Origin of the sequence: Rhizobium mongolense USDA 1844, assembly GCF_000419765.1 — a bacterium.
GTDB lineage: Bacteria > Pseudomonadota > Alphaproteobacteria > Rhizobiales > Rhizobiaceae > Rhizobium > Rhizobium mongolense.
In genome coordinates this window covers 1-20,285 of record NZ_ATTQ01000035.1, presented here as the reverse complement: position 1 = coordinate 20,285, position 20,285 = coordinate 1, and the positions used below count along the sequence as shown (strand labels likewise).

At 59.9% G+C, this 20,285-nt stretch carries 25 protein-coding genes; 15 read left to right on the top strand and 10 right to left on the bottom strand.

Features of this window, described 5'->3' with window-relative positions; genetic code table 11:
• Positions 1 to 32: 32 nt before the first annotated feature.
• The 6 genes from trbL to A3C3_RS0133785 all read left to right on the top strand — a co-directional run bounded on the left by trbL (position 33) and on the right by A3C3_RS0133785 (position 5,530).
• Positions 33 to 1,223 carry a P-type conjugative transfer protein TrbL gene (gene trbL, locus A3C3_RS0133810; RefSeq protein ID WP_028740230.1) on the top strand — a complete coding sequence of 397 codons (1,191 nt, stop codon included), beginning with the start codon at positions 33 to 35 and terminating at the stop codon, positions 1,221 to 1,223.
• A gap of 20 nt (positions 1,224 to 1,243) precedes the next feature.
• Positions 1,244 to 1,906, top strand: coding sequence for a conjugal transfer protein TrbF (locus A3C3_RS0133805; protein WP_022718943.1), 663 nt, complete (start codon positions 1,244 to 1,246; stop codon positions 1,904 to 1,906).
• A 15-nt stretch (positions 1,907 to 1,921) separates the two neighbouring features.
• Entirely contained in the window at positions 1,922 to 2,734 is an 813-nt protein-coding gene (gene trbG, locus A3C3_RS0133800; RefSeq protein WP_022718942.1) for a P-type conjugative transfer protein TrbG, read from the top strand.
• A 3-nt stretch (positions 2,735 to 2,737) separates the two neighbouring features.
• The gene (gene trbH, locus A3C3_RS0133795; protein ID WP_022718941.1) at positions 2,738 to 3,178 is read left to right on the top strand and encodes a conjugal transfer protein TrbH; all 441 of its coding nucleotides are present in this window, start codon (positions 2,738 to 2,740) and stop codon (positions 3,176 to 3,178) included.
• Positions 3,179 to 3,189: 11 nt separating this feature from the next.
• A complete protein-coding gene (trbI, locus tag A3C3_RS0133790; RefSeq protein WP_022718940.1) occupies positions 3,190 to 4,485 on the top strand; it encodes an IncP-type conjugal transfer protein TrbI in 1,296 nt (431 codons plus the stop codon).
• A 340-nt stretch (positions 4,486 to 4,825) separates the two neighbouring features.
• A complete protein-coding gene (locus A3C3_RS0133785; RefSeq protein WP_022718939.1) occupies positions 4,826 to 5,530 on the top strand; it encodes an autoinducer binding domain-containing protein in 705 nt (234 codons plus the stop codon).
• Between the two features lie 3 nt (positions 5,531 to 5,533).
• Here the strand turns inward: A3C3_RS0133785 and A3C3_RS0133780 are convergent, their stop codons facing one another.
• On the bottom strand, positions 5,534 to 5,857 hold the full coding sequence (locus tag A3C3_RS0133780; RefSeq protein WP_022718938.1) for a transcriptional repressor TraM: 324 nt from the start codon (positions 5,855 to 5,857) through the stop codon (positions 5,534 to 5,536).
• Positions 5,858 to 6,071: 214 nt separating this feature from the next.
• On the opposite strand from A3C3_RS0133780, the gene A3C3_RS0133775 reads away from it, so the two are divergent.
• The 4 genes from A3C3_RS0133775 (at position 6,072) to A3C3_RS47545 (ending at position 7,389) form a co-directional block, all read left to right on the top strand.
• The gene (locus A3C3_RS0133775) at positions 6,072 to 6,284 is read left to right on the top strand and encodes a helix-turn-helix domain-containing protein (RefSeq protein ID WP_022718937.1); all 213 of its coding nucleotides are present in this window, start codon (positions 6,072 to 6,074) and stop codon (positions 6,282 to 6,284) included.
• A 98-nt stretch (positions 6,285 to 6,382) separates the two neighbouring features.
• Positions 6,383 to 7,015 (top strand): DUF433 domain-containing protein, encoded by a 633-nt coding sequence (locus A3C3_RS0133770; RefSeq protein WP_022718936.1) that lies wholly within the window; start codon positions 6,383 to 6,385, stop codon positions 7,013 to 7,015.
• A gap of 35 nt (positions 7,016 to 7,050) precedes the next feature.
• Positions 7,051 to 7,125, top strand: coding sequence for a hypothetical protein (locus A3C3_RS48045; protein WP_425337565.1), 75 nt, complete (start codon positions 7,051 to 7,053; stop codon positions 7,123 to 7,125).
• A gap of 39 nt (positions 7,126 to 7,164) precedes the next feature.
• Complete coding sequence (locus A3C3_RS47545) at positions 7,165 to 7,389, top strand: hypothetical protein (protein ID WP_233450481.1); 225 nt, start codon at positions 7,165 to 7,167, stop codon at positions 7,387 to 7,389.
• Positions 7,390 to 7,404: 15 nt separating this feature from the next.
• Here the strand turns inward: A3C3_RS47545 and A3C3_RS0133760 are convergent, their stop codons facing one another.
• From A3C3_RS0133760 to traA, 4 genes are read right to left on the bottom strand one after another with little or no spacing between them, the layout of a single operon-like run.
• Entirely contained in the window at positions 7,405 to 8,016 is a 612-nt protein-coding gene (locus A3C3_RS0133760) for a TraH family protein (protein ID WP_022718935.1), read from the bottom strand.
• A 14-nt stretch (positions 8,017 to 8,030) separates the two neighbouring features.
• Entirely contained in the window at positions 8,031 to 9,185 is a 1,155-nt protein-coding gene (locus A3C3_RS0133755; RefSeq protein ID WP_022718934.1) for a conjugal transfer protein TraB, read from the bottom strand.
• Entirely contained in the window at positions 9,175 to 9,741 is a 567-nt protein-coding gene (gene traF / locus A3C3_RS0133750; RefSeq protein WP_022718933.1) for a conjugative transfer signal peptidase TraF, read from the bottom strand. Before traF ends, A3C3_RS0133755 begins: the two co-directional genes overlap by 11 nt.
• A complete protein-coding gene (gene traA / locus A3C3_RS0133745; RefSeq protein ID WP_022718932.1) occupies positions 9,738 to 13,064 on the bottom strand; it encodes a Ti-type conjugative transfer relaxase TraA in 3,327 nt (1,108 codons plus the stop codon). Before traA ends, traF begins: the two co-directional genes overlap by 4 nt.
• 254 nt (positions 13,065 to 13,318) lie before the next feature.
• On the opposite strand from traA, the gene traC reads away from it, so the two are divergent.
• From traC to A3C3_RS0133725, 4 genes are read left to right on the top strand one after another with little or no spacing between them, the layout of a single operon-like run.
• Positions 13,319 to 13,615 carry a conjugal transfer protein TraC gene (traC, locus tag A3C3_RS0133740; RefSeq protein WP_028740228.1) on the top strand — a complete coding sequence of 99 codons (297 nt, stop codon included), beginning with the start codon at positions 13,319 to 13,321 and terminating at the stop codon, positions 13,613 to 13,615.
• A 4-nt stretch (positions 13,616 to 13,619) separates the two neighbouring features.
• Positions 13,620 to 13,835, top strand: a complete 216-nt coding sequence (traD, locus tag A3C3_RS0133735; protein ID WP_022718931.1) for a type IV conjugative transfer system coupling protein TraD — start codon at positions 13,620 to 13,622, stop codon at positions 13,833 to 13,835.
• The gene (gene traG / locus A3C3_RS40120) at positions 13,822 to 15,870 is read left to right on the top strand and encodes a Ti-type conjugative transfer system protein TraG (protein ID WP_022718930.1); all 2,049 of its coding nucleotides are present in this window, start codon (positions 13,822 to 13,824) and stop codon (positions 15,868 to 15,870) included. Before traD ends, traG begins: the two co-directional genes overlap by 14 nt.
• 58 nt (positions 15,871 to 15,928) lie before the next feature.
• Positions 15,929 to 16,420 (top strand): thermonuclease family protein, encoded by a 492-nt coding sequence (locus tag A3C3_RS0133725; protein WP_183906905.1) that lies wholly within the window; start codon positions 15,929 to 15,931, stop codon positions 16,418 to 16,420.
• Between the two features lie 326 nt (positions 16,421 to 16,746).
• Here the strand turns inward: A3C3_RS0133725 and A3C3_RS47540 are convergent, their stop codons facing one another.
• Positions 16,747 to 16,893, bottom strand: a complete 147-nt coding sequence (locus tag A3C3_RS47540; protein WP_233450484.1) for a hypothetical protein — start codon at positions 16,891 to 16,893, stop codon at positions 16,747 to 16,749.
• Between the two features lie 433 nt (positions 16,894 to 17,326).
• On the opposite strand from A3C3_RS47540, the gene A3C3_RS0133715 reads away from it, so the two are divergent.
• Positions 17,327 to 17,635: a WGR domain-containing protein gene (locus A3C3_RS0133715; RefSeq protein ID WP_028740227.1), complete on the top strand. Its 309-nt coding sequence runs from the start codon at positions 17,327 to 17,329 to the stop codon at positions 17,633 to 17,635.
• Between the two features lie 66 nt (positions 17,636 to 17,701).
• On the opposite strand, the gene A3C3_RS46340 is transcribed toward A3C3_RS0133715, so the two are convergent.
• From A3C3_RS46340 to A3C3_RS0133690, 4 genes are all read right to left on the bottom strand, one after another.
• Positions 17,702 to 17,875 (bottom strand): hypothetical protein, encoded by a 174-nt coding sequence (locus A3C3_RS46340; RefSeq protein ID WP_022718927.1) that lies wholly within the window; start codon positions 17,873 to 17,875, stop codon positions 17,702 to 17,704.
• Positions 17,876 to 18,169: 294 nt separating this feature from the next.
• Positions 18,170 to 18,334, bottom strand: a complete 165-nt coding sequence (locus A3C3_RS46335) for a hypothetical protein (RefSeq protein ID WP_167521882.1) — start codon at positions 18,332 to 18,334, stop codon at positions 18,170 to 18,172.
• 1,089 nt (positions 18,335 to 19,423) lie between these two features.
• Entirely contained in the window at positions 19,424 to 19,840 is a 417-nt protein-coding gene (locus A3C3_RS0133695; RefSeq protein ID WP_022718925.1) for a hypothetical protein, read from the bottom strand.
• A complete protein-coding gene (locus A3C3_RS0133690; RefSeq protein WP_022718924.1) occupies positions 19,837 to 20,103 on the bottom strand; it encodes a type II toxin-antitoxin system prevent-host-death family antitoxin in 267 nt (88 codons plus the stop codon). Before A3C3_RS0133690 ends, A3C3_RS0133695 begins: the two co-directional genes overlap by 4 nt.
• Positions 20,104 to 20,285: the final 182 nt, after the last annotated feature.

Below are 20,285 nucleotides of genomic sequence, written 5' to 3'. Positions count from 1 at the left end.
CCGACCTCCGACGGCCAGAAGATGAAGCCAGAATGGTGAGGAACATAATGTCGCTTCGGCAATTGCGCGTGGCAATGCTGCTCGCCGTCATCGTCACGGTGGCGGCTCAGCCCGCCCTTGCACAGGAAGGCTCTGTCCTGACCTCGCTTCAGAACCAGGTCGCTTCGGCCGCGAAAGGGTGGGAAACCACCGTCATGGACGCCGCCAAGTCTCTCTTCTGGATCCTGGCAACGATCGAAATCGGTATCGCGGCAGTCTGGTTGGCACTCCAGGCCGCTTCTCTTGACAGTTGGTTCGCCGAACTTGCGCGGCGGATCATGTTCGTTGGCTTCTTCGCCTTCGTTCTGGCGCAGGGTCCGATCTTCGCCAAGGCGGTCGTCGACAGCCTCTTCCAGCTCGGCGCAGATGGCGGCACAGCCTCACCGGCTGATGTCTTCAATGCCGGATTGGCTGTAGCAACCAAGATGTCGGAAAAGGTTCAGTTTGGCCTTTTCGAGGATAACGCGCTCGCAATCTCGGCCGCGTTTGCGATGGTCGTCACCGTGATCGCCTTTTCGCTGGTTGCCGCGATCTTCGTCTCCGTGATGGTCGAAATGTATGTCGGACTCCTCGCAGGCATGATCATGCTTGGCCTCGGCGGTTCGTCCTACACCAAGGATTTCGCTGTCCGGTATCTGATCTACGCTTTCTCGGTCGGGATGAAGCTCATGGCACTCGTCATGATCTCGCGCATCGGCTCCGAAGTTCTAATAGGCCTCGCCAATCAGCCCGATATCGGCGACCAGTTTCAAACCGCACTGGCAATCGCGGGCATCGCCGTCGTCGTCTTCATCATCGCCATGTACGTTCCCAACATAATGCAGGGTGTCGTTCAAGGCGCATCCGTCTCCGGAGGAATGGAAGCGATCCGCCACGGCGGGCAGGCTGCATCTTTCGCGGCAGGGGCGGGCTTCCTCGCCGCCGGCGCGGCCGGCGCGGGTTTTGCAGCGGCTCAAGCTGCTCGCGCCGCAGGTTCCTCGGTCGCTGGTGCCGCTCTTCGCGGCATAGGTGCGGGCTTCAGTTCCGGCGCGCAAGCGGCGGGGTCGGCCGCGAAGGAAAAGGCGATCGGCTCTCCCGGCGCTTATGCCGGTTCGATCCTCGGACTGGCGAACGCCAAGCTCGACGAACAGCGCAGTGGCCATAGCGGACCAAAGCCTCCTCCCGAACACAATGACAAACCGTAATCGAGACAAGGGAAGTATAGATGGCCGCAAACCGCGCCCCAGAAAACCCGTATCTTGCCGCCCGCCAGGAATGGTCCGAACGCTATGGCTCCCATGTGCAGGCTGCCGCCGCTTGGCGCATCGTCGGCATTCTTGGGCTCGCGATGGCCGTCATCGGGTTCAGCTACGCTATGTACCTCAGCACCCAGGTCAAGCTGGTGCCCTACATTGTCGAGGTCGACAAACTCGGAACGTCGGTGACGGCCGGCTTCCCCGAGCAGATTGAGTATGCCGATGCGCGTGTGGTGCGCGCCACCCTCGGCAATTTCATCACCAGCTTCCGTTCAATCACGCCCGACGCCGTGGTGCAGAAGCAATATATCGACCGGACCTACGCGCTGCTGCGAACCTCGGATCCGTCGACCCAGAAGATCAACGCCTGGTTCCGCGGCAACTCGCCCTTCGAGAAGGCGAAGACTTCGACGGTCGCCATCGAGGTCAACAACATCGTGGCGCTCTCGAACCAAACCTACCAGATCGACTGGACGGAATATGAGCGCGACCGCAAGGGCAAGGAAATCGGCACGCGCCGGTTCCGCGCGATCGCAACGGTGACGCTGACCGCGCCGCAGGACGAGGCGATAATCCGCGTCAACCCGATCGGTCTCTATGTCCAGGATTTCGACTGGACGGCGCAGCTTTAAGGGCAGGAAGCTCACATGCACAGAACAGGATTATTCACAGCGATGGGCTGCATGGCCGGACTCGTCTTTGTGGTCGGCGCGCAGGCGCAGAGCATGACGACGAACGAGGTGAAGGGCACAAACCTTTCGGGCAAATGGCGCGGCACGCCGGGTCTGGTCACGAAAGGGCCGGATGGGAAAGTCATCTTCCTGTTCGGCGAAACGCAGCCCTCCGTCGTCTGCTCGCCGCTGCAGGTCTGCGATATCGAGTTGCAGGGCGGCGAGATCGTTCGCGATGTCCTTGTCGGTGACACCGTGCGCTGGAAGGTGGAGCCCGCGACCTCGGGCGCGACGGGTGGACAGGCGATCCATCTGATCGTCAAGCCGTCGGAGCCAGGTCTTCTGACCTCGATGGTCGTCACGACGTCCCGTCGGACCTATCACATCCAGCTCAAATCCCATCCCAGCCAGTATATGGCGCGCGTTGGTTTCGAATATCCGGAGGACGTGTCGACCAAGCTCGCCGACATTAACGCCCGTCTCGAAACCGGCGGCATTCGGGGCACAGCGCCGGACAAGCTGAACTTCTCCTATTCGATCAGCGGCCGCGCGTCTTGGAAGCCGGAGCGAGTCTATTCGGACGGGATGAAGACCTACATTCAGTTTTCGAAGTCGATCTCCGGTCAGGATGCGCCGGTGCTCTTCGTCGTCTCCGGCGGCCAAAACCGCATCGTCAACTACCGAATGAAGAACGACACAATGATCATCGACTATGCGGTCGACAAGGCGATCCTCGTTTCCGGGATCGGTTGGCGGCAACAGAAGATCACCATCCGGCGGGGAGGCTGAACGATGTGGAAGCTTCTCACCTTTATCGTCGCCGCGGCGCTGCTTTCCGGTTGCCAAACAGCTGACAACACGCTGACCACCAACTCAACCCCAGTAGCCGTCACCAGACCGGCCGCAAGCGCCATTGCCGGCGATATGGCAAGCCGGCTCGCCGAGCAAATTGGCCCAGCCGGTAGTGCGACGACGATCAAGATAGACAAGGACACATCCGAGTTCGCTACCGCCCTCGAGGCCGCCCTGAAGGGATGGGGCTACACCGTTGCCACAGACGGCAAAGTCGCCAAGGACATCAAGCTGGTCGTGCTTGATTATGCAGTCGATGGCTTCGACGGACAGGTGCTGGCACGGCTTTCAACGCCTTCTATCGCGCTTAGCCGTGCTTATACGCCGATTGCGGTGGGTGCTGTACCGGCTAGTCCGCTTTCGATCATGCAGCGCAACTGACGGAGGAGGATATGATCCAATCGCTCCAGCTTGGCGCGTCCAACCAGGCCAATGATCAGAAGGGTATGCGCCGCCTCAATCGCCTGCCGATCATCGTTGCCATCATCGTCATCGTGCTGTTCTTAGGCGTCGTCGTGATTGGCCTGTCATGGCGCGGGCTCTCCTTCAACCGTGGCAACGACATCGAAAGCGCCTCCAACACGCCTGCGACAAGTTTCGGCGACCAACTTAAACGGGGTATATCGGATGGAATTATCGGCGATCCGGTTGAGCGCGAGGATTTCCAGCCGACGCCTGTTATTGAGCAGAAGGCCGATAGGCAAGAACCGGTTGTTGAACGCCGGCCCACAGAACGGCAAGAACGGCGGACCAGGCTCGAATCCGAAGAGGAGTGGAAGGCGCGCCTGAAGCGAGAACAGGATGAACAATATATCCGTGAGGCCCAGCGCCAGCGGATGGCCCGCCTTCAGGCCCGCGCTACGGCGCTCGATTCGCCGCTGAAGGTAGACGTGTCCGATTTCGAAAAGGCAGCAGACACGAACACGGGCCGTCAGACGACAAATGCGCCGACGAACAATGCATCAGATCTTTATGCTGCGGCGATGAAATCCGGCCTGATGGGTCAGAACGTCGATCAGAACGGCCAGACCACGAAGGAGGATTTTTTCAATCAAGATATCAGGGATCTTGGCTACCTGCCGAACCAGGTCGTACCGCAGATGTCGCCCTTTGAATTGAAGCGCGGTTCGGTCATCCCCGCCACATTGATCACCGGCCTCAATTCCGACCTGCCGGGACGCATTACCGCGCAGGTCAGCCAGAATGTCTACGACAGCGCCACCGGCTATCGCCTTCTCATCCCGCAGGGCGCAAAGCTGTTCGGCCGTTACGATTCCAAGGTGTCATTTGCCCAGGAACGTGTTCTCGTCGTCTGGACAGATCTGATTTTCCCGAACGGCTCGACTTTGCAGATCGGCGGGATGGCCGGCACGGACGCCGAAGGATATGGCGGCTTCCGGGACAAGGTCGATCGTCATCTCTGGAGGACCTTCGGTTCCGCAGCGCTGGTGGCGATCATCGGAACAGGGATCGATATGTCGTTGCCTGAGAGTTCGACGCTTGCGACGCAAGATACGGCGTCGGACGCTGCCAGACGAAATTTTGCGGATAGCTTCGGTCGCGTTGCGGAACGAACGATCTCTAAGAACCTGAACGTACAGCCGACAATCCGCATCCGACCCGGCTACAAGTTCAACGTGCTGGTCGATCAGGATATCATTTTTCCGTCCACCCACGACGGCCGCTAATCACGGAAATCTGAGCCCGCCGCTCTTTCGTTGCGGTGGTTGAATCTTCCGCAACAATCACCCGTTGGAAAATCTCTCATTATTCGTCATGTTTTAGATCGAGAGGCCTTGAATACTCGGAAAACGCGAGTAGACCTATCGTCCAACGACGGTGGATGCTTTGCGTAGACGCTGTCCGCGCTTTCATTCGGAAGGGATGAGTGCGGAGTTTTCCCGGCCGTCGTCCGATGTCCCAAGTGGCTCCGGCCGGCCAAACGTCGGCACCGTTCACCCAGCACGGCGTGAAAGGTGCGACGGGTGGGGCGGCTCGCAGCTGCGCAAGAACATAGGAGAAAAGTCATTGGACGCAGACCTTCGCTCTCTCATCGACATGGCAGAGGCCGCGCACGATGAACGCATGATCAAAAGCGCCTTGAAAAGCTTCGCGATCTCTTCCGGCTTTGAGCGTTTCGCGTATCTGCAAACCGCAGGCGCTGAAATCCGCACATTCAACTCCTATCCCGTCGGATGGCAGGACATCTATCTCGTCAGTCAATATTCCCGCATCGACCCAGTGGTGACGGAAGCCAAGCGTCGCATGCAGATGTTTTCCTGGACGGCCGATGATTGGCCAGCGCGTGGAAACTCCGAACTCAAGCGCTTTCGAGACCAGGCGATCGAATACGGCATTCGCAGCGGGGTGACGATCCCTGTCGAAGGAAGCTTCGGCTCCACGATGATGCTGACGTTCGCCTCTTCTGAGAAGAAAGCTGATATTTCGAAGTTGCAGGACAGGCAAAAAGCGATTCAGGCGGTCATGGCGATCCATTACCGCCTGAAGATCATAGCGGCGGCGACGATTGTTGCCCCGAAGCGGCTCCTCTCGCCAAGAGAAGCGGTGTGCCTCATGTGGGCTGCAAAGGGCAAGAATGGGCCGGAAACTGCAATGCTAACGGGAATCAACGCGAGAACAGTGCAGCACTATCTCGACAGCGCACGTCGAAAGCTCGAAGCGGCGACCGTTCCGCAACTCGTAGCGATCGCAAAAGATCACGGGCTGGTCTGATCGTCATTCTTCGCCATCCAAGGGAACATCAGGGACATAGCCTAGCGCGTCGATGATTTCCGAAAGCTCTTCCTGCTGGGCTTCAGATTTCTTCTGACGCGCGAGATGCTCGTCTTGCAGGCTCTTGAGCACGGCGCTGGAGACCGACGGGTCGGCAGTCCCGCGGTTCCATTCCTCATAGACAGCTTCGTCGGCGGCGAGAAGGCGGCGATGTTCCCGGATCGCAGAAACTGCCAGTGCCTCTAATTCTGACTTTTGCATTGAACTGTAGCGAGATTCGCTTTCGTTTCTCTCGTGGCTCGCTTCGAATGAGCTCACATCGTTCATCCGCTTCTCCCCAACTTCATTTTCTCACCGCGCGAAACAACGCCTTCGTCCGCATAATATGGTTTAGGCCACAAGTGCGCGGCCTGTCTTGCAGATCATACACCCTGTATCCGGAGGGAGTGGATGATCGACTCGACGAGCAATATCACATGGCGCGCGGAATCGGAACTATCGTTCCTAGAACGATCATTCCCATTCAGGTTCCGCTCACGCCATGGATCTCAAGGAGATCATGGCGATCAATCTGCGTCGGATACGTCATGGCAAGCAACTGACGCAGGAAGAACTGGCCGACCGCTCGGGCCTGAGCGCGCGCTATATTGGAGCGATCGAACGCGCCGATGTTTCGGCCAGTGTCACCGTGCTCGGCCAGATCGCCGCGGCGCTGGGTGTGGACCCCGCCGAGCTTGTGACGAAATCAGGCTGATTGGCTCCTCTTGGCGCGAAGTCGAATAGGTCTAGTGAACATCAAAGCTTTACGGTGACCGTCGGTTGCCTTATATATTCTTCTCAAGGAGAATGATTATGGCCACTACCTCACGCGCCTACACGCCTGCCGAGGCCGCAGCTGTCAGTGAGATCGCTGTAAAATCGGTGCACAATGCGATCGACAAGCGGATCATCGCCACTCGCCCGTCCACCAGCGAGGGTCGAGCACTTACCGATGAGGATCTACTTCGCTTGAAGCTCTGGTATGGCGTCGGATCGATCATGTCTGCCGAGCGCCGCAAACGTCTATTCGATACCATCGACCAGCACCCCGATGCCAACACCGTAAGGGCAGACGACTATCTAATTGTCGACGTCGCGCGGGCAAGGGAGCAATTGGCCGCGCGCGCCGAAGCACTTAGGGAAGCTGAGAAAATCATTCAAAGCGTGAAAGGCGTCCTTGGCGGCGAACCGGTCTTCAAAGGGACACGTGTTCCAGTACGGATGATTGCCGCGATGAAAGCCCAAGGCGGGAACACTGAGGAAATTGTCGAAGGCTATCCTTCGCTGACCGGACGAATGGTGGAGCTTGCTGACATCTGGACAGCGGCACATCCCGCTCGGGGACGGCCGCGCAAACTTTCGGATCTAGGCTTGAAGGTGAAGTCCGAAAAGCGTCTGCGGCTTGGGAATGAGCGCGTTCCAAAGTCATTGGATACGCCCTCTTGAAATTTCTGATCGATGAATGCCTTCACACCTCTCTTGTGGTCGTGGCACAAAGTCACGGCCACGACTGTTTCCACGTCAATTGGTTGGGATTAAGTGGCGAAACAGACTAGGATCTCATGCCTCGGATTATCGAGGAAAATTTCACCTTCGTGACGAACAACGCCCGCGACTTCCGGAAACTTTACGCCAAAGAAGAGTCGCACGCGGGCCTCGTTATTATCGTGCCGCAGGTCTTACCCGCGCTGCAAAGAAAACTATTTGATCTCATTCTGCAGGAGCTTGCAGGGGTGAAAGATTTCGTCAACGAGGTGATGGAAGCGACCATCGAGGAGGATAACGCGGTTCTCACGCGCTATTCGCTGCCGGAAGCCTAACCGTCTTACAAAGCCTCATTTTCCGCCAATCCGGGATAAATCGATCCGCATCTCCGCTGCACCGACATTCTCACTCTCTTCAGCGTCTTTGAGCTTCGAAGAGGCTGGCCCGCCATCATTCTCCGGGTCTTCTTCGACGTCTGGTGGGACAACGATTTTCACTGATGCTCCCGGTTCCTCCCCTTGAAACACACTCACGCCCTCGAACTCGCCGGTCTTCCACGCATAAACGGTATCCTCGAATATCTGCGGAAAGACATCCTTGTTGGTGGGATTGCCGTACCATTTGGTGACGATGCGGAGAGCCTTGGCGAACATCGCCGTGCCCAAGCGTAGATTCTCACAAGCATCGACGAGATCAGGCTTGATCTCAGAGACATCCTTGATGCCGATGCCGGCCGGGAACTGGGTGATCCCGACGCGAACCGCGGCCTGGCCGACATATTGTCTGATAAGGCCCATCGCCTCGTTCGGGGTTTTTGCCTTTGGGACAAGGATTAGCCGGCCGCCGGTTTTGACAGTAACTGCGAGTGGATCAGGTGAGCCGGCCGCCTGGACGAATTGCTCGACAATGGCAGGCGTGAGTGAGGGATCGGCGCATTTTTGAATCATCGCGGCGTCGAGCATTGATGGCTCCAGAGTCAGGTGTTGAACGACATGACCAGCGGTTTCGCGAAGAGACGCGCCCAGGCCTCGACGCTGGCGCGCTGGATGGCGACGATCGAAGTGTTTGCGGTCCACCAGCCATTACCGATAGCGACGATGACGTCGGGATCGTGCAACATGGACTGCAGGACGGGCCAAGCAATAAGCTGTTCGTAGCAGATGAGGGGTGCGAGCTTTCGACCGTCGAGGACGACAACCGGATTTGCAAAGAAGTCCGCCCGGGCGCCTTCGCTATCGCCCCGCCACGGCCGCCACATAGAGCCGGGAACAGGCATTCGCTCACGATATAGGACGCGGCCGCCGCCGGCGGACATCCCCACAAGAACATTGTCGTAGCCATCGGCGTCGATAACGGAAGCGCCGGCGATCACCGTCAGGGAGCTGCCGACCAGAGCCTTGATCCATAGCCGCTCGACGGTGGGCGTCCAGGAGCCCAACGCACTTTCCGGGAGGACGACGAAGCCGGCGCCATCGTTAGCCGCACTGTGCACCGTTGCGATTAGGTCACGCTGTCGTGGAAGATCGGCTTCACGTCCAAGCGAAGCACCCATTTCCAAATCGACGCCGCGCCATGAGTCAGGTAATTCTGGATCGGTCCAGGTTGCGGCGGACCAAGCCCAAGCGCCTGCCAAGGCGATCGCGACAGCTGGCCGAATTCGGGCTACGAGGCCGATCAGGCCGGCTGTCGTGGCAACTAGTCCCCACCATCCCCACCCTGGAAAAAGAACGCCCGCGGCCGTGATCGGATGTGCCCATCCGGTAATGCCGAGTGGCGGCAAAGCCATCAAGATGGCGGCAGCCAGATAGCGGAGAGGTTTCTGCCTCGCGCTGCCCGACCAGACGATTGTGTGGACGCCGACGAAACTGAAAGACGCTACCAGCCAGAGCAACAAACCCGGCCATAGATCGGACGAATAGAAAGCAGCAACGCCCTGCGGCAGCCCGCGCGAGGCCGCCAGGAAATGTCCTGCAGAGACCAGCCCCGCCGCCGCTCGGTTCGGCACGAGAGCCCATAGGACGGGAAAGGCCAGTGCGACCGGGAGAAGAACGACCTGGCCGCTCCAGCCGATCCAACCTGCGGCGACAGAGATGCAGGTCAGCACTGCGGTATGAATATGGTCACGGCGCATAGGTCAGCACCTCCTGCGCCAGACCGAGGATGCCGGACACGGGCAGTGGACCAAAGTATCGGGAGTCATAGGAGCCGGCGAACGAAGAATGTAGGAAGACCTGTCCCTGCGGTACGACGCCGCTCGGAAACGGTGACAGCGAACGACCCTTTCCATCTCGCTGGGCGAGACCGGAAGAAGGAACCACCCGCCCGTCCACGCTTACGCTGGCACCGCTTGCTACCTGCTGCCCCGCGACGGCGATCACCGTCTTGATCAGCGGCGCAACGCCACCTGGGCACAAACCGGAGCGCAGATAGCCGCGCTTCCGAGCCTCGCGCATCGCGCCGTTTTCCGGCGGGCAGATGAAGACGACATCACCGACGGCGGTGGACCGATCGAGCGCCACGACGCGCCAGAGGCCGAGCGGTTCGCTTGGAGTCATATTGATGCGCAACGGGCCGGCGGCGCCTCCGATGAACAAGGCAAATGAGAGCAACGCCCCGGCCGACAATATTGCTGCAACGGGCCGAATTCTTGCGCGCGTCGTGCGCTGGCTCATGGTTGTGAGGATCATCTAAGGGAGAGCCCCTGGCTTTTCGTCTGCCGCAAGGTCTCGGCCTGTTTCAGCGCCTCGGTCGTTCTCTCGTGAGCGGAGAGCTTCTGGATGGTCCGCATCGAGTTCCAGGCGGTTTGCACCTCGGCCTTCTGTGCGGGATTCATCCCTGCCGTAACCGACTTGAAGGTCTCTCCGCTCGCATCCTTCGACGCGATGCCGAGGAAGGTGCGTTCGCCGAACCGCTCTGAGACAGCCTTGGCGAACTCCTCCAATTCCGCCTTCACCATTTTGTCGGCAAGAGCATATTCGAGACCGGCGGGAAAATCATTGCGGTCAATCGCATCGCGCACGCGCTCGAGCGTTTGTTTGGCGGACGGAGAGAGCGTCGGGATGTCGATCGAGATTTGTCGGCGGGCCGCGCGTTCCGCTGCCTCGTGCTTGCGTTCGGCCTCGGCCCGTTGGCGCAGATAGCGTTCGAGATTGCGGGCCAGTGCCGGCACATTGGAGATCGCCCGCTCCCGGTCCTGCTTGTCGGACCGGTTTGCAAACACGCCCGCCTTGCCCTTCAGCGCGCCGAAACTCTCCGGTTCACCCACGATCTTCACCAGCGTCGGTGTGGCGAGGACTTGGTCCTTCAGCATAGCGTCGACGTTGACCGCCTTGAAGGCGTTTTCCGGCTGGGCGTAGACGAGGTGGAAGCGGGTCGACACATCCTCCCATTGTTTCTTGAGACCAGGATCCGCCGCGAGTTTGTCCTCGACGGTATGCGCGATGGATTTCGGGAAGATGGAAATGCCTGATACCATGGGCTTCGACTCCTTGATGGCGTTCGGGAGGGGCGATTTGGTGATACGGTCAGCGAGGCTGAGGATTGTGCCGATCGCCATTAGGCGGGCGCCAAGATCGGCAAGCTTTTGTTTCTGCCGAACGGTCCAGTCGAGACGATCGCGGGCGATCATACCGGCGACATTCATCAGGTGCAGACCGCGCGCTTCGGCGAATTGCAGCGCCTGGCGATAGAGCGAACCCTTCCCGTAATCGAGTGTCGTTTCCTTGGCGTTTTTGCGCGACAGGATCGGGATCAACCCGCCGGCTTTGGCGAAGGATCGACGGCCGTAATAGACGGCGAGGTTCTCACGATGGCGAGTCATGGCGACATAGGTGAGATGGCGGTCGAGCGACAGCGAGGCCAGCACTTTGACACGGTCGACCGTTGCGCCCTGGCTTTTATGGATCGTGGTGGCGTAGCCGTGATCGACATTGTTGTAGAAACGCTGTTCGACGGTGACCTGGCGACGATGTTCGCCCTCACCGACCTCGGCAACAATGCGGTTCGGGGCTGCTTCGACCACCTTGCCGATCATGCCGTTCTTGACGCCGAGCGAGCCCTCATTCTTCAAGAAGACGATCTGGTCGCCGGCGGCGAACCTGCGGTTACCATCGTCGGTCATGAATACAAAACCCTCAGCGACGATCCCGCGTTCGACGAGTTTGACTCTAGCCAACTCGTTGAGCATCCGGACATCGCGGCGCAGATGCGCAAGGATCAACGTCGTCTTCGCCGGATCGTAGTCGCGGTTCCAGTCGGCGATCAGATTGTCGACGGCCTGCGCCTTGAGCTCAGACCCGAGCAGTCCACCATTAGCGCGATAGGCATCGACCGCTTTAGCGACATTGCCGCGGGCAAGATCGAGCGATGCGTCACGCATCCATTGTTCGCGCTGGCGGTAGATGGTTTCGAGTTCGGCATAGCCGATCCGATCGGCGATGGCGCGGAAGGCCGCACCCGCTTCGATCGGCTGCAATTGTTCCGGATCGCCGACGAGAATGAGCTTGGCGCCGGCCTTGGTCACCGCTTCGACGAACAGCGCCATCTGCCGTGACGATACCATGCCGGCCTCGTCCAGAACGAAGACAGTCTTATTGTCGAGCTGGTTACGGCCGTCGTTCCATCGCAGCTCCCAGGACGACAACGTGCGGGATTGAATGCCCGCCTCCTTCTCCAGGCCCTCGGCCGCCTTTCCCGCCAGAGCGCCACCCACCACACGATAACCGGCTGCTTCCCACGCTTCGCGCGCGGCCTTCATCATCGTTGTCTTACCGGCTCCGGCGCGACCGATGACGGCAGCGATCCGCTCGCCTGCGGCGACATGCGCGATCGCCGATCGCTGCTCTTCCGACAGGTGGGAATGGTGCGCGAAGGTGGCCTCGAGCACGCTCTCCTGGACGCCGTGCGAAGTCGGGGCAGCGAGCCATATTGCCCGGTTGGACATCTGGGCTTCGAGCCGGATCAGCTCCCGCGTTGTATATTTGGCCGGAGCCCGGATACCTGTCCCGAACTCGATCCTCTCCCGATCGAGGCGGAGCGTTTCCGGGCTCTGCAGGATCCGGACCATCAGGCTTTGGAACAGTCCTGCATCATCGATATAGCGGTACAGGATCTTCGCGACGTCGCGTTCATCGAAGACGCTCTTTTCGCGCGTGATTAGATCGAGGACGATTTCGGGACGGCGTTGGATACGGCGGGTATTTTCAGCGCGGCGATCCTCCTGAAGTTCGAGCTGTTCGAGCTTTGGCGACCATGCCGATGTCTTTGACTTGGTTTGCTCCGCCTTGCGGTCGATCGCTTTGGCGCCGACACCAAGATGGATGGTCGGGGTTAGTTCTATGTCCTGCTTTTCGAATGACCGCCCGTCGACGCGGATGTCGAGACCGGCAAGGGCTAGGTGCCTGTTCTGGTAGGCGAACCAGCCGTCGCGAAACGCGTTGAAGTCGTGGGCGCTTCCGGCCCAGAGTTCGTAGACGATCTTACCGGAATCGTTTCGCATCGGATTGCCGTCCGGGCCGAGCACCGCGACCTTCTTTGTGCCGAACCCTTCCTCGGTCAGCGGTCTGAGCGTGGTCATCAGATGCACATGCGGATTGCCGGGGGCATCGTGATAGACCCAATCCGCGACCATGCCCTTTGCGGTGATGTGCCGTTCCACGAAGTCCCGGACAAGAGCGATGTTCTGCTCGGCAGAAAGCTCGATAGGAAGGGCGATCGTCACATCCTTGGCGAGCTGCGCGTCCGATCGCTTCTCGAACGCCTCGACTTTGTTCCAGAACCCTTCAGAGGCTCCGGACACCGACCTGTCCGAGATCATGGCGCGCAGCCATTGCGGAGCATCTGCCGGGATAACGAACTCTTCGTGCAGCAGCCCCTGCTTGCGAGTGTAGTCGATCGTCCGGGCTTCACGCTCGTAGTCCATTTTCGCGCAATGGCGATAGGCCGCGGACAGCACTGCGCTGCGGCCGGAACCGCGGGCGACGACGCTGACGGAGAAGTGAGGGACGGCCACGGCGGAGTTCTTTCCCGGTTGCGAACGTTATCAATATGTTCGTCGGAAACGGGAGACCCGGACCGGGCCTCAGCAAGGGCGTCGCGTCAGCGACGTATAATTGCGCCCTTGGAAGCCGCTCCTTCGGAACGGCCGGGATCATTCACCAAAGCATCGCCGTTGGCGATTGTAGGATTCACAGCAGTGCGTTCCGCACTCCGGTCCGAAAAACTGGCTTCGAAAGACAAGCTTTCTCAGCCAGGAGACAATCGGACATGAAGAAACCATCCTCGAAAATCCGCGAAGAGATTGCCAGGCTTCAGGACCAGCTGCGACAAGCGGAAACACGTGAGGCCGAGCGCATCGGCCGGATCGCGCTGAAGGCTGGCCTCGGGGAAATCGAGATCGACGAAGGGGAGCTTCAGGCGGCGTTCGAGGAACTGGCGAAACGGTTTCGCGGAGGCAAGGGCGTTTCGACCGGAGGGAAAAAAGCCAACGGGGATAGTCGCGAAAGCGCACAAACCACGCCGGTCACGTCTGGCGCGGCTGCGGGCGGCGATCGCGAGGCTTGAGCGAATGGGCAGGACGATGACATCCGACGCCCGCAAGAAGGATACACGGGAGAAGATCGAACTCGGCGGCCTGATCGTCAAGGCGGGCCTGCGATACGAAAAACGAACGCTCCTCCTTGGGGCGCTGATCGAAATTGCACGGCGCATCGAGGGCGACGAAGGCGAGCGATCCCGGCTCGCCGCGATCGGAGCGGAGGCCTTCGGCAATGACGGCGAATAAGATCGCGCTCGTCACGGCGCCCATCGTGCTGATGATCCTTGTCACGATCGGCATGACGGGGACCGAACATTGGCTATCCGGGTTCGGGAAAACCGAGGCAGCTCGGCTGATGCTCGGTCGGGCCGGGATCGCCTTGCCCTATATCGTGGCAGCCGCCATCGGCATCATCGTTCTATTCGCGAGCGCCGGCTCAGTGAATATCAAGCCCGCCGGATGGGGCGTTGTCGCCGGCAGCGGCGCAACGATCCTGATCGCCGCACTGCGCGAGACCGTGCGACTTGCTTCACTGGCGGGCCAGCCTCCAGCGGCTCGATCGGCGCTCTCCTATGCGGACCCGGCAACGATGATCGGCGCAGCGGCGACGCTGCTGTCGGCCGGCTTTGCCCTTCGCGTCGCGCTTGTCGGTAATGCGGCGTTTGGGCGATCGGAGCCGCGCCGCATTCGCGGCAGGCGCGCGCTGCATGGCGAAGCCGAGTGGATGAAATCGACGGAGGCCGGAAAGCTCTTTCCGGATGCCGGCGGCATTGTCATCGGCGAGCGCTATCGTGTTGACAAGGACAGCACGGCCGCGCAGTCGTTCCGGGCGGACAGCGCGGAGACGTGGGGCGCCGGCGGCAAGTCGCCGCTTCTCTGCTTCAACGGCTCCTTCGGATCGTCGCACGGCATCGCCTTTGCCGGTTCGGGTGGCTTCAAGACGACGTCGGTGACGATCCCGACCGCGCTCAAATGGGGCGGCACACTGGTCGTGCTGGATCCGTCAAACGAAGTCGCCCCCATGGTAATCGAACACCGGTCGAACGCAGGACGCGACGTCCGTATCCTCGATCCCAGAACTCGCGACACGGGCTTCAATGCCCTCGACTGGATCGGGCGGCATGGCGGCACGAAAGAAGAAGATATCGCCGCTGTCGCCTCATGGATCATGAGCGACAGCGGCGGCGCACGCGGCGTGCGTGACGACTTTTTTCGCGTATCTGCTCTGCAACTTCTCACCGCGTTGATTGCCGATGTCTGCCTTTCCGGTCATACGAAGAAAGAGCATCAGACATTGCGGCAGGTTCGCAAGAATCTCGCCGAGCCGGAGCCGAAACTGCGCGAGCGGCTTCAGAGCATTCACGGCAATTCGAAATCCGATTTCGTGAAGGAAAATGTCGCGTCCTTTGTCAACATGACCCCCGAAACCTTCAGTGGCGTCTATGCCAATGCCGTGAAGGAAACCCACTGGCTCTCCTATTCGCACTATGCGGCTCTCGTCTCCGGCTCGAGCTTCTCAACCGACGAACTCGCAAGGGGCGATATTGACGTGTTCATCAACATCGACCTGAAGACGCTGGAGACGCATTCGGGCCTGGCGCGCGTCATCATCGGATCGTTCCTGAACGCCATCTACAATCGCGACGGACAAATGAAGGGGCGAGCGCTTTTCCTTTTGGACGAGGTGGCCCGCCTTGGCTACATGCGGATTCTGGAAACCGCGCGTGACGCCGGCCGCAAGTATGGCATCACGCTGACGGTGATCTATCAGTCGATCGGGCAGATGCGTGAAACCTATGGCGGACGCGACGCGGCGAGCAAATGGTTCGAGAGTGCGAGCTGGATTTCCTTTGCCGCGATCAATGATCCGGAAACAGCGGACTACATTTCGAAGCGGTGCGGCACGACGACCGTGGAGATCGATCAGGTCAGCCGCAGCTTCCATTCGAAGGGATCGTCACGGACGCGCTCGAAGCAACTGGCCGCGAGGCCGCTGATCCAGCCGCATGAGGTCCTACGCATGCGGGCCGATGAGCAGATCGTCTTCACGGCAGGTAATGCGCCTCTCCGATGCGGTCGCGCCATCTGGTTTCGGCGGGACGATATGAAGGCATGCGTCGGCGAGAATCGGCTTCGTTCACTGAGTAGGGGCGAGAAGGAAAGTTCGAATCCGATAGATCCGGCAAAGACCGATGAAACCACACCGGGTGTATCGTCTATCGGCATAGTGGGGGAAGAGATTGGCGAAGAACAACATAACGCCGTTCAGGAAGAACCGTAAGGTCGGGAACCACCGCGCCGACGTCAATGCGCCGCAGTCGACGTCACATCGTCATCGTATGGGTCGCGACAGAGGCATACCGACTGCGATCGTCTGGGCCGCGGTGGTCGGCGTCGCCGGCTGGTTGTTCCTCGATCGCAACGGTCACCTCGACAACATCGCCGTCTTCGCCAAAGCGCCTTCCAACGATACGCTATCAGCCTCGTTCCTGTTCTGCGGCAACAACCGCCGGATGAACTGCGTCGTCGACGGCGATACGTTCTGGTTTGAGGGGCACAAGATTCGTATTGCCGATATCGACACGCCTGAACTCAGCCCACCGCGGTGCGAGGCTGAACGGATCAAGGGCGAGGCGGCAAAATCCCGCCTGCTGATGCTGCTCAACGCTGGAAAATTCTCGCTGTCGGCCGGGTTCCGTGACGAGGACAAATATGGACGGAAACTACGAACCGTATCTCGTGCGGGCAATTCCCTCGGCCAGATTTTGATCGACGAGCATCTCGCCCGATCGTGGGATGGCGCGCGGCACGGATGGTGCGATGGCATGTGACGCCCAGTCGTCAGTTTGTCCCCACGGGAGAGGGATAGGGGTTTGGGGAAAGGAAGGAGGGAACCGTCCCGTTCCCCATTGGAGGAAGCTTGAAGGAGGGGCTTGGTCTTCCTTCGCTGGGTGAGATTGAGAGGGGCGGCGGAGCCCCCTTTTCATAGCCGTACCGCCCGGTCGATCCGGCTGGAATGGCTCATGGTCTGGACCTCAATCCGCGGGATCGAAGAAGGGCTCTCTGTCCTCGAGGCCGATATGCCAGCGTCTATCGGACCACCGGGACGGGAGATAAATTTCGGCGCCGCCGAAATGTGCGATGATGATCCGGTCGCCTAGAGCAACGCCGCGGACAGAAACTCAGGTGAGATATCAGTGGGAAGGTGGACTTCCGCATCGAAATTTCGACACAGATTTTCCGACCGTTGAGGCGGCAGCTTCGAGACTTCTCCATCCATGGGATTGAGTTCATGCGTGGTCATCAGGATCTCCTTTTCGTTTTCTGACGAAAGGTGTCCGCACCGTAGCGCGTGAGGGGGCAGGGACCGCGGAAGCGCCACACGGCGAGCGGAGGAACCGGTTTTTTATGCCGCCCGCGGCGCAGGAAAAATTGGAGGGTCGCGATGTCCTTGACGCCGGAACGGCGGGTGCAAAATGACAATCAGAGAGAGATAGAACCGCGTCCCTAAAGGACGCGACCGCTTGCCAGCTCTGCTGGCCATCGACGTTCCGGCAATCTCCCAACGACGATTTCGGGCGCGGGCAGGCTTCTTGCCACGAGAGGATCGCAACCGGGATCGGCGGAGACCGCTTGCGGGCTCCGGTCGCACCGCGACTAGAGCCGTTCGCCATCGGCGCCTGGCCCAAGCACCATTCTTCACTGAAATGAATCGGTCGCAATTGTTCGATTCACATATGTCGTTGGACGTGTCCATTGCGCTTGACGATGATGCGAGCATGACTACGCAACGCTACCATCTCTATATCGAACGAGTGGATCCGGCGAAGAACATGGCGCGCTATTACGCCATAGAGATCGGGCAGACAATGTTCGGAGAGGCGTGCCTGATCCGGCGATGGGGACGGATCGGTAAACGCGGGCAGGAGAAACAGCATGTTTTCGAACGCGAGGAGGAGGCGGTGCGATTGTTCCTCGATCTGGTGAAACAGAAGCGTGCTCGCGGCTATCGGCCAAAAACAGCTCTCCGGTGTTTGCAAAGCTGATCCGGATTGCCTTCAGTGTCGCAGATGGCCGAAGCCGGGGCCGCCGAAGCGGCCCCAAGTTGCACGTCATTCGCGCCGGTTCCAGTCGGTCTCGAACGACGCCTCGATCTCGATGAAGAACGGGATCTTGATGGCGAGCTTGAGGCCGAGTTTCCCCTTGCGGAAGAAGTGACAGATCACCTTGCCGAGGACGCGGAGCCGGCGGCCGGTGGCGGTAAGGAACTGAGCGAGCTGTTGCATGATGGTTTCTCCTTTGGAAATGCTGATATCGCGGGGATAGTCGGCAGACCGGAAAGGAAGAGCGCACCTGAAAGGCCGAAAAGGGCAGTGGAGGACCTGCCGGCGCCTGAATTTTGGTGCGCGAGGAGCTGCAATGCGGCGGGGAAAATTCTGGCGGCGGCAGGTTGTCGCCCGAGGTACGGGATGCAACATCCCCTATGGTCGATGACAGGAGGTCGAAAGGTGAGCGGCAGCGGAACGCTCCTCTCCGCCACGGGATGCAAGCATTCCCCCAGCGCTGGTGATATGCCGCCCTCAGAAGGGCGGCTCGGCGTCGATGGAGCCGTCCTGTACGGCCAGCGCCACGATCAGCTCGGCTTGGGCGATTTCGAGTTCGGCTTCGAGCTGACGACGCTCGGCGGGCTCGACGCAGGCGTTTAGCTCGGCACGCAGTTCACTGATTTGCTGTTCGATAGTCATTGTCGTCATCTCCTTGATGTTTGTGAAAGATGACGCCCGCCGGCGTGGTGGCGGGTCGGGGTCAAGGATCGCGCAAGCGACCGCCAGCGGCGGAGTCCTTGAGGCTGGTCTGGCTCCACGACACGATTGGCTCGATATGAGCAGACCCCACCTCTCCGTATGGCACCCGAAAGCCGAAGGCGGGTTCGATGCCCGTCTTCGGCTTCATGAGAACGGCAGTTCGGCCCCGCCTGTGCGGCGGGGCCGATTGCCGGGATCTTAGTCCCGGTTGGGGCGGGACCAGATCAGCTGGTAGCCGTCCTCGCCTTCCANCCAGCGCCCGGGGAAATTGAGGTGATCAGCCACGTCTTCTTGCTCAGCTCTACAGAAACGAAGATCGCGTTCAGGTTCTTGTGTGCTGCATTATCCATCGTCTGCGCTTGCACCATTGTCTTGCTCCTTTTCGAAATGGCAACAACCTCCACCACATCAAAGCAGGGCACCGCCCATCCTCATAGGATCTCGATGGCTGTCGCAAGGATCGGGGACGATCGGACCGCCCCCGTAGGGCCGTAATGAAATGGAGGGCGGCCGGAAGCGGCTTTCTTGTTCCGCGGGGAATGCGAACGCAGTTCGCAGGGGAAGAAAGTTGCGGATGGCCGTTGCGGGAAAACGATCGAGGCAAAGCCGCTCTTCGATCAGACATGTCTCATCGAGCCCGCAGAAGGGCTGGCCAGCGAGACCGGGGGAAGGAACACGATATTGCTGGCTCTCGTCACCGGATGTGATCGCCCCGAAAAAGTGGGGCGACGACCCGCTCCCGTCGGTCCACCGTCATGGCCGTTCCACGCCGCAGCAGATCCCGCAGAAAGACCCGTGCATATGCCCTCATCGCCTGCCATTGATGATTTGCTGGCCGGACAGGGCCGAGCAACCCCCGGACTGGCCTGGCGTTGTCATGCAGGCGCCCCAACATCAAGCGGCTTCGCTCGCCACAACCTCATTGGACAGATCGGAAAAGCGGCCCTGCCACTCCTTCACGTGGTTCCTCCCGGTCGAGACTGAGGTCCGGCCCTATCCGCCGCTCCGGCGGGGCCAAATTACCGGGCACTATCTGGACCGGCTGATCTCGCTAAGCGACTTGCGGCGCGCGATGAACTCGCGGAGAAGGGGAAGGAAGAAGGCCTTGCTGAACCGACCGATGGGTGGTTCTGGCTCAAGGTAAAAGGAGCGACCGACGATATCGCTGTTGAATTCATCGAGGATGATCCAGAGCCGTAGATCTGCATCGAGGCCGGCCCGCCGTTTCTCGATGGCGGGTATTTCCGCGGCGAAACGAGCCTTCTCCGGCTGTTTCGTGGTGATCGGGAAAAACAGAACCAGATCACCGTCAGGTCGGGGAAGCCTCACGCCAACGGCAACCGGGCGATCCTTACGGCCCTCAGTCTCGCCCTTGCCGGCCTCCCTCGCCCATAGATAGGGATAACGGATGACCGTCGCGGTTCGGATGTCGTCATAGCCGCTCATAGGCTGGCCTCGTCGGTCTCCGCATAGGCGTCGACCGCGGCCTCGAATTCGTCGAGCAGTTCGCGCGGCATGGTTTCGATCCTGCCGACTGTACGAGCATCGGATTGCCGCATCAGCCGTTCGTAGTCATCGATGTTAAGAAGAACGAGACGCGGTTTGTTGCGTTGCGTGATCGTGACCGGATGGCGCAACGCCTCGGCGATGATATCGCCGGATTTCCGGGAAAGATCGCTTGTCGAATAGGAACCACCGGTACGGGGCATGCTGATCTCCATGGATGTCTATGCAACGCGACTATAGCGTCTGTATAGACAGAAATCCAGCATTTACAGCATTGTTGTAAATGCTGTCAGTTCGGCCCCGCCTGTGCGGCGGGGCCGATTGCCGGGATCTTAGTCCCGGTTGGGGCGGGACCAGATCAGCTGGTAGCCGTCCTCGCCTTCCA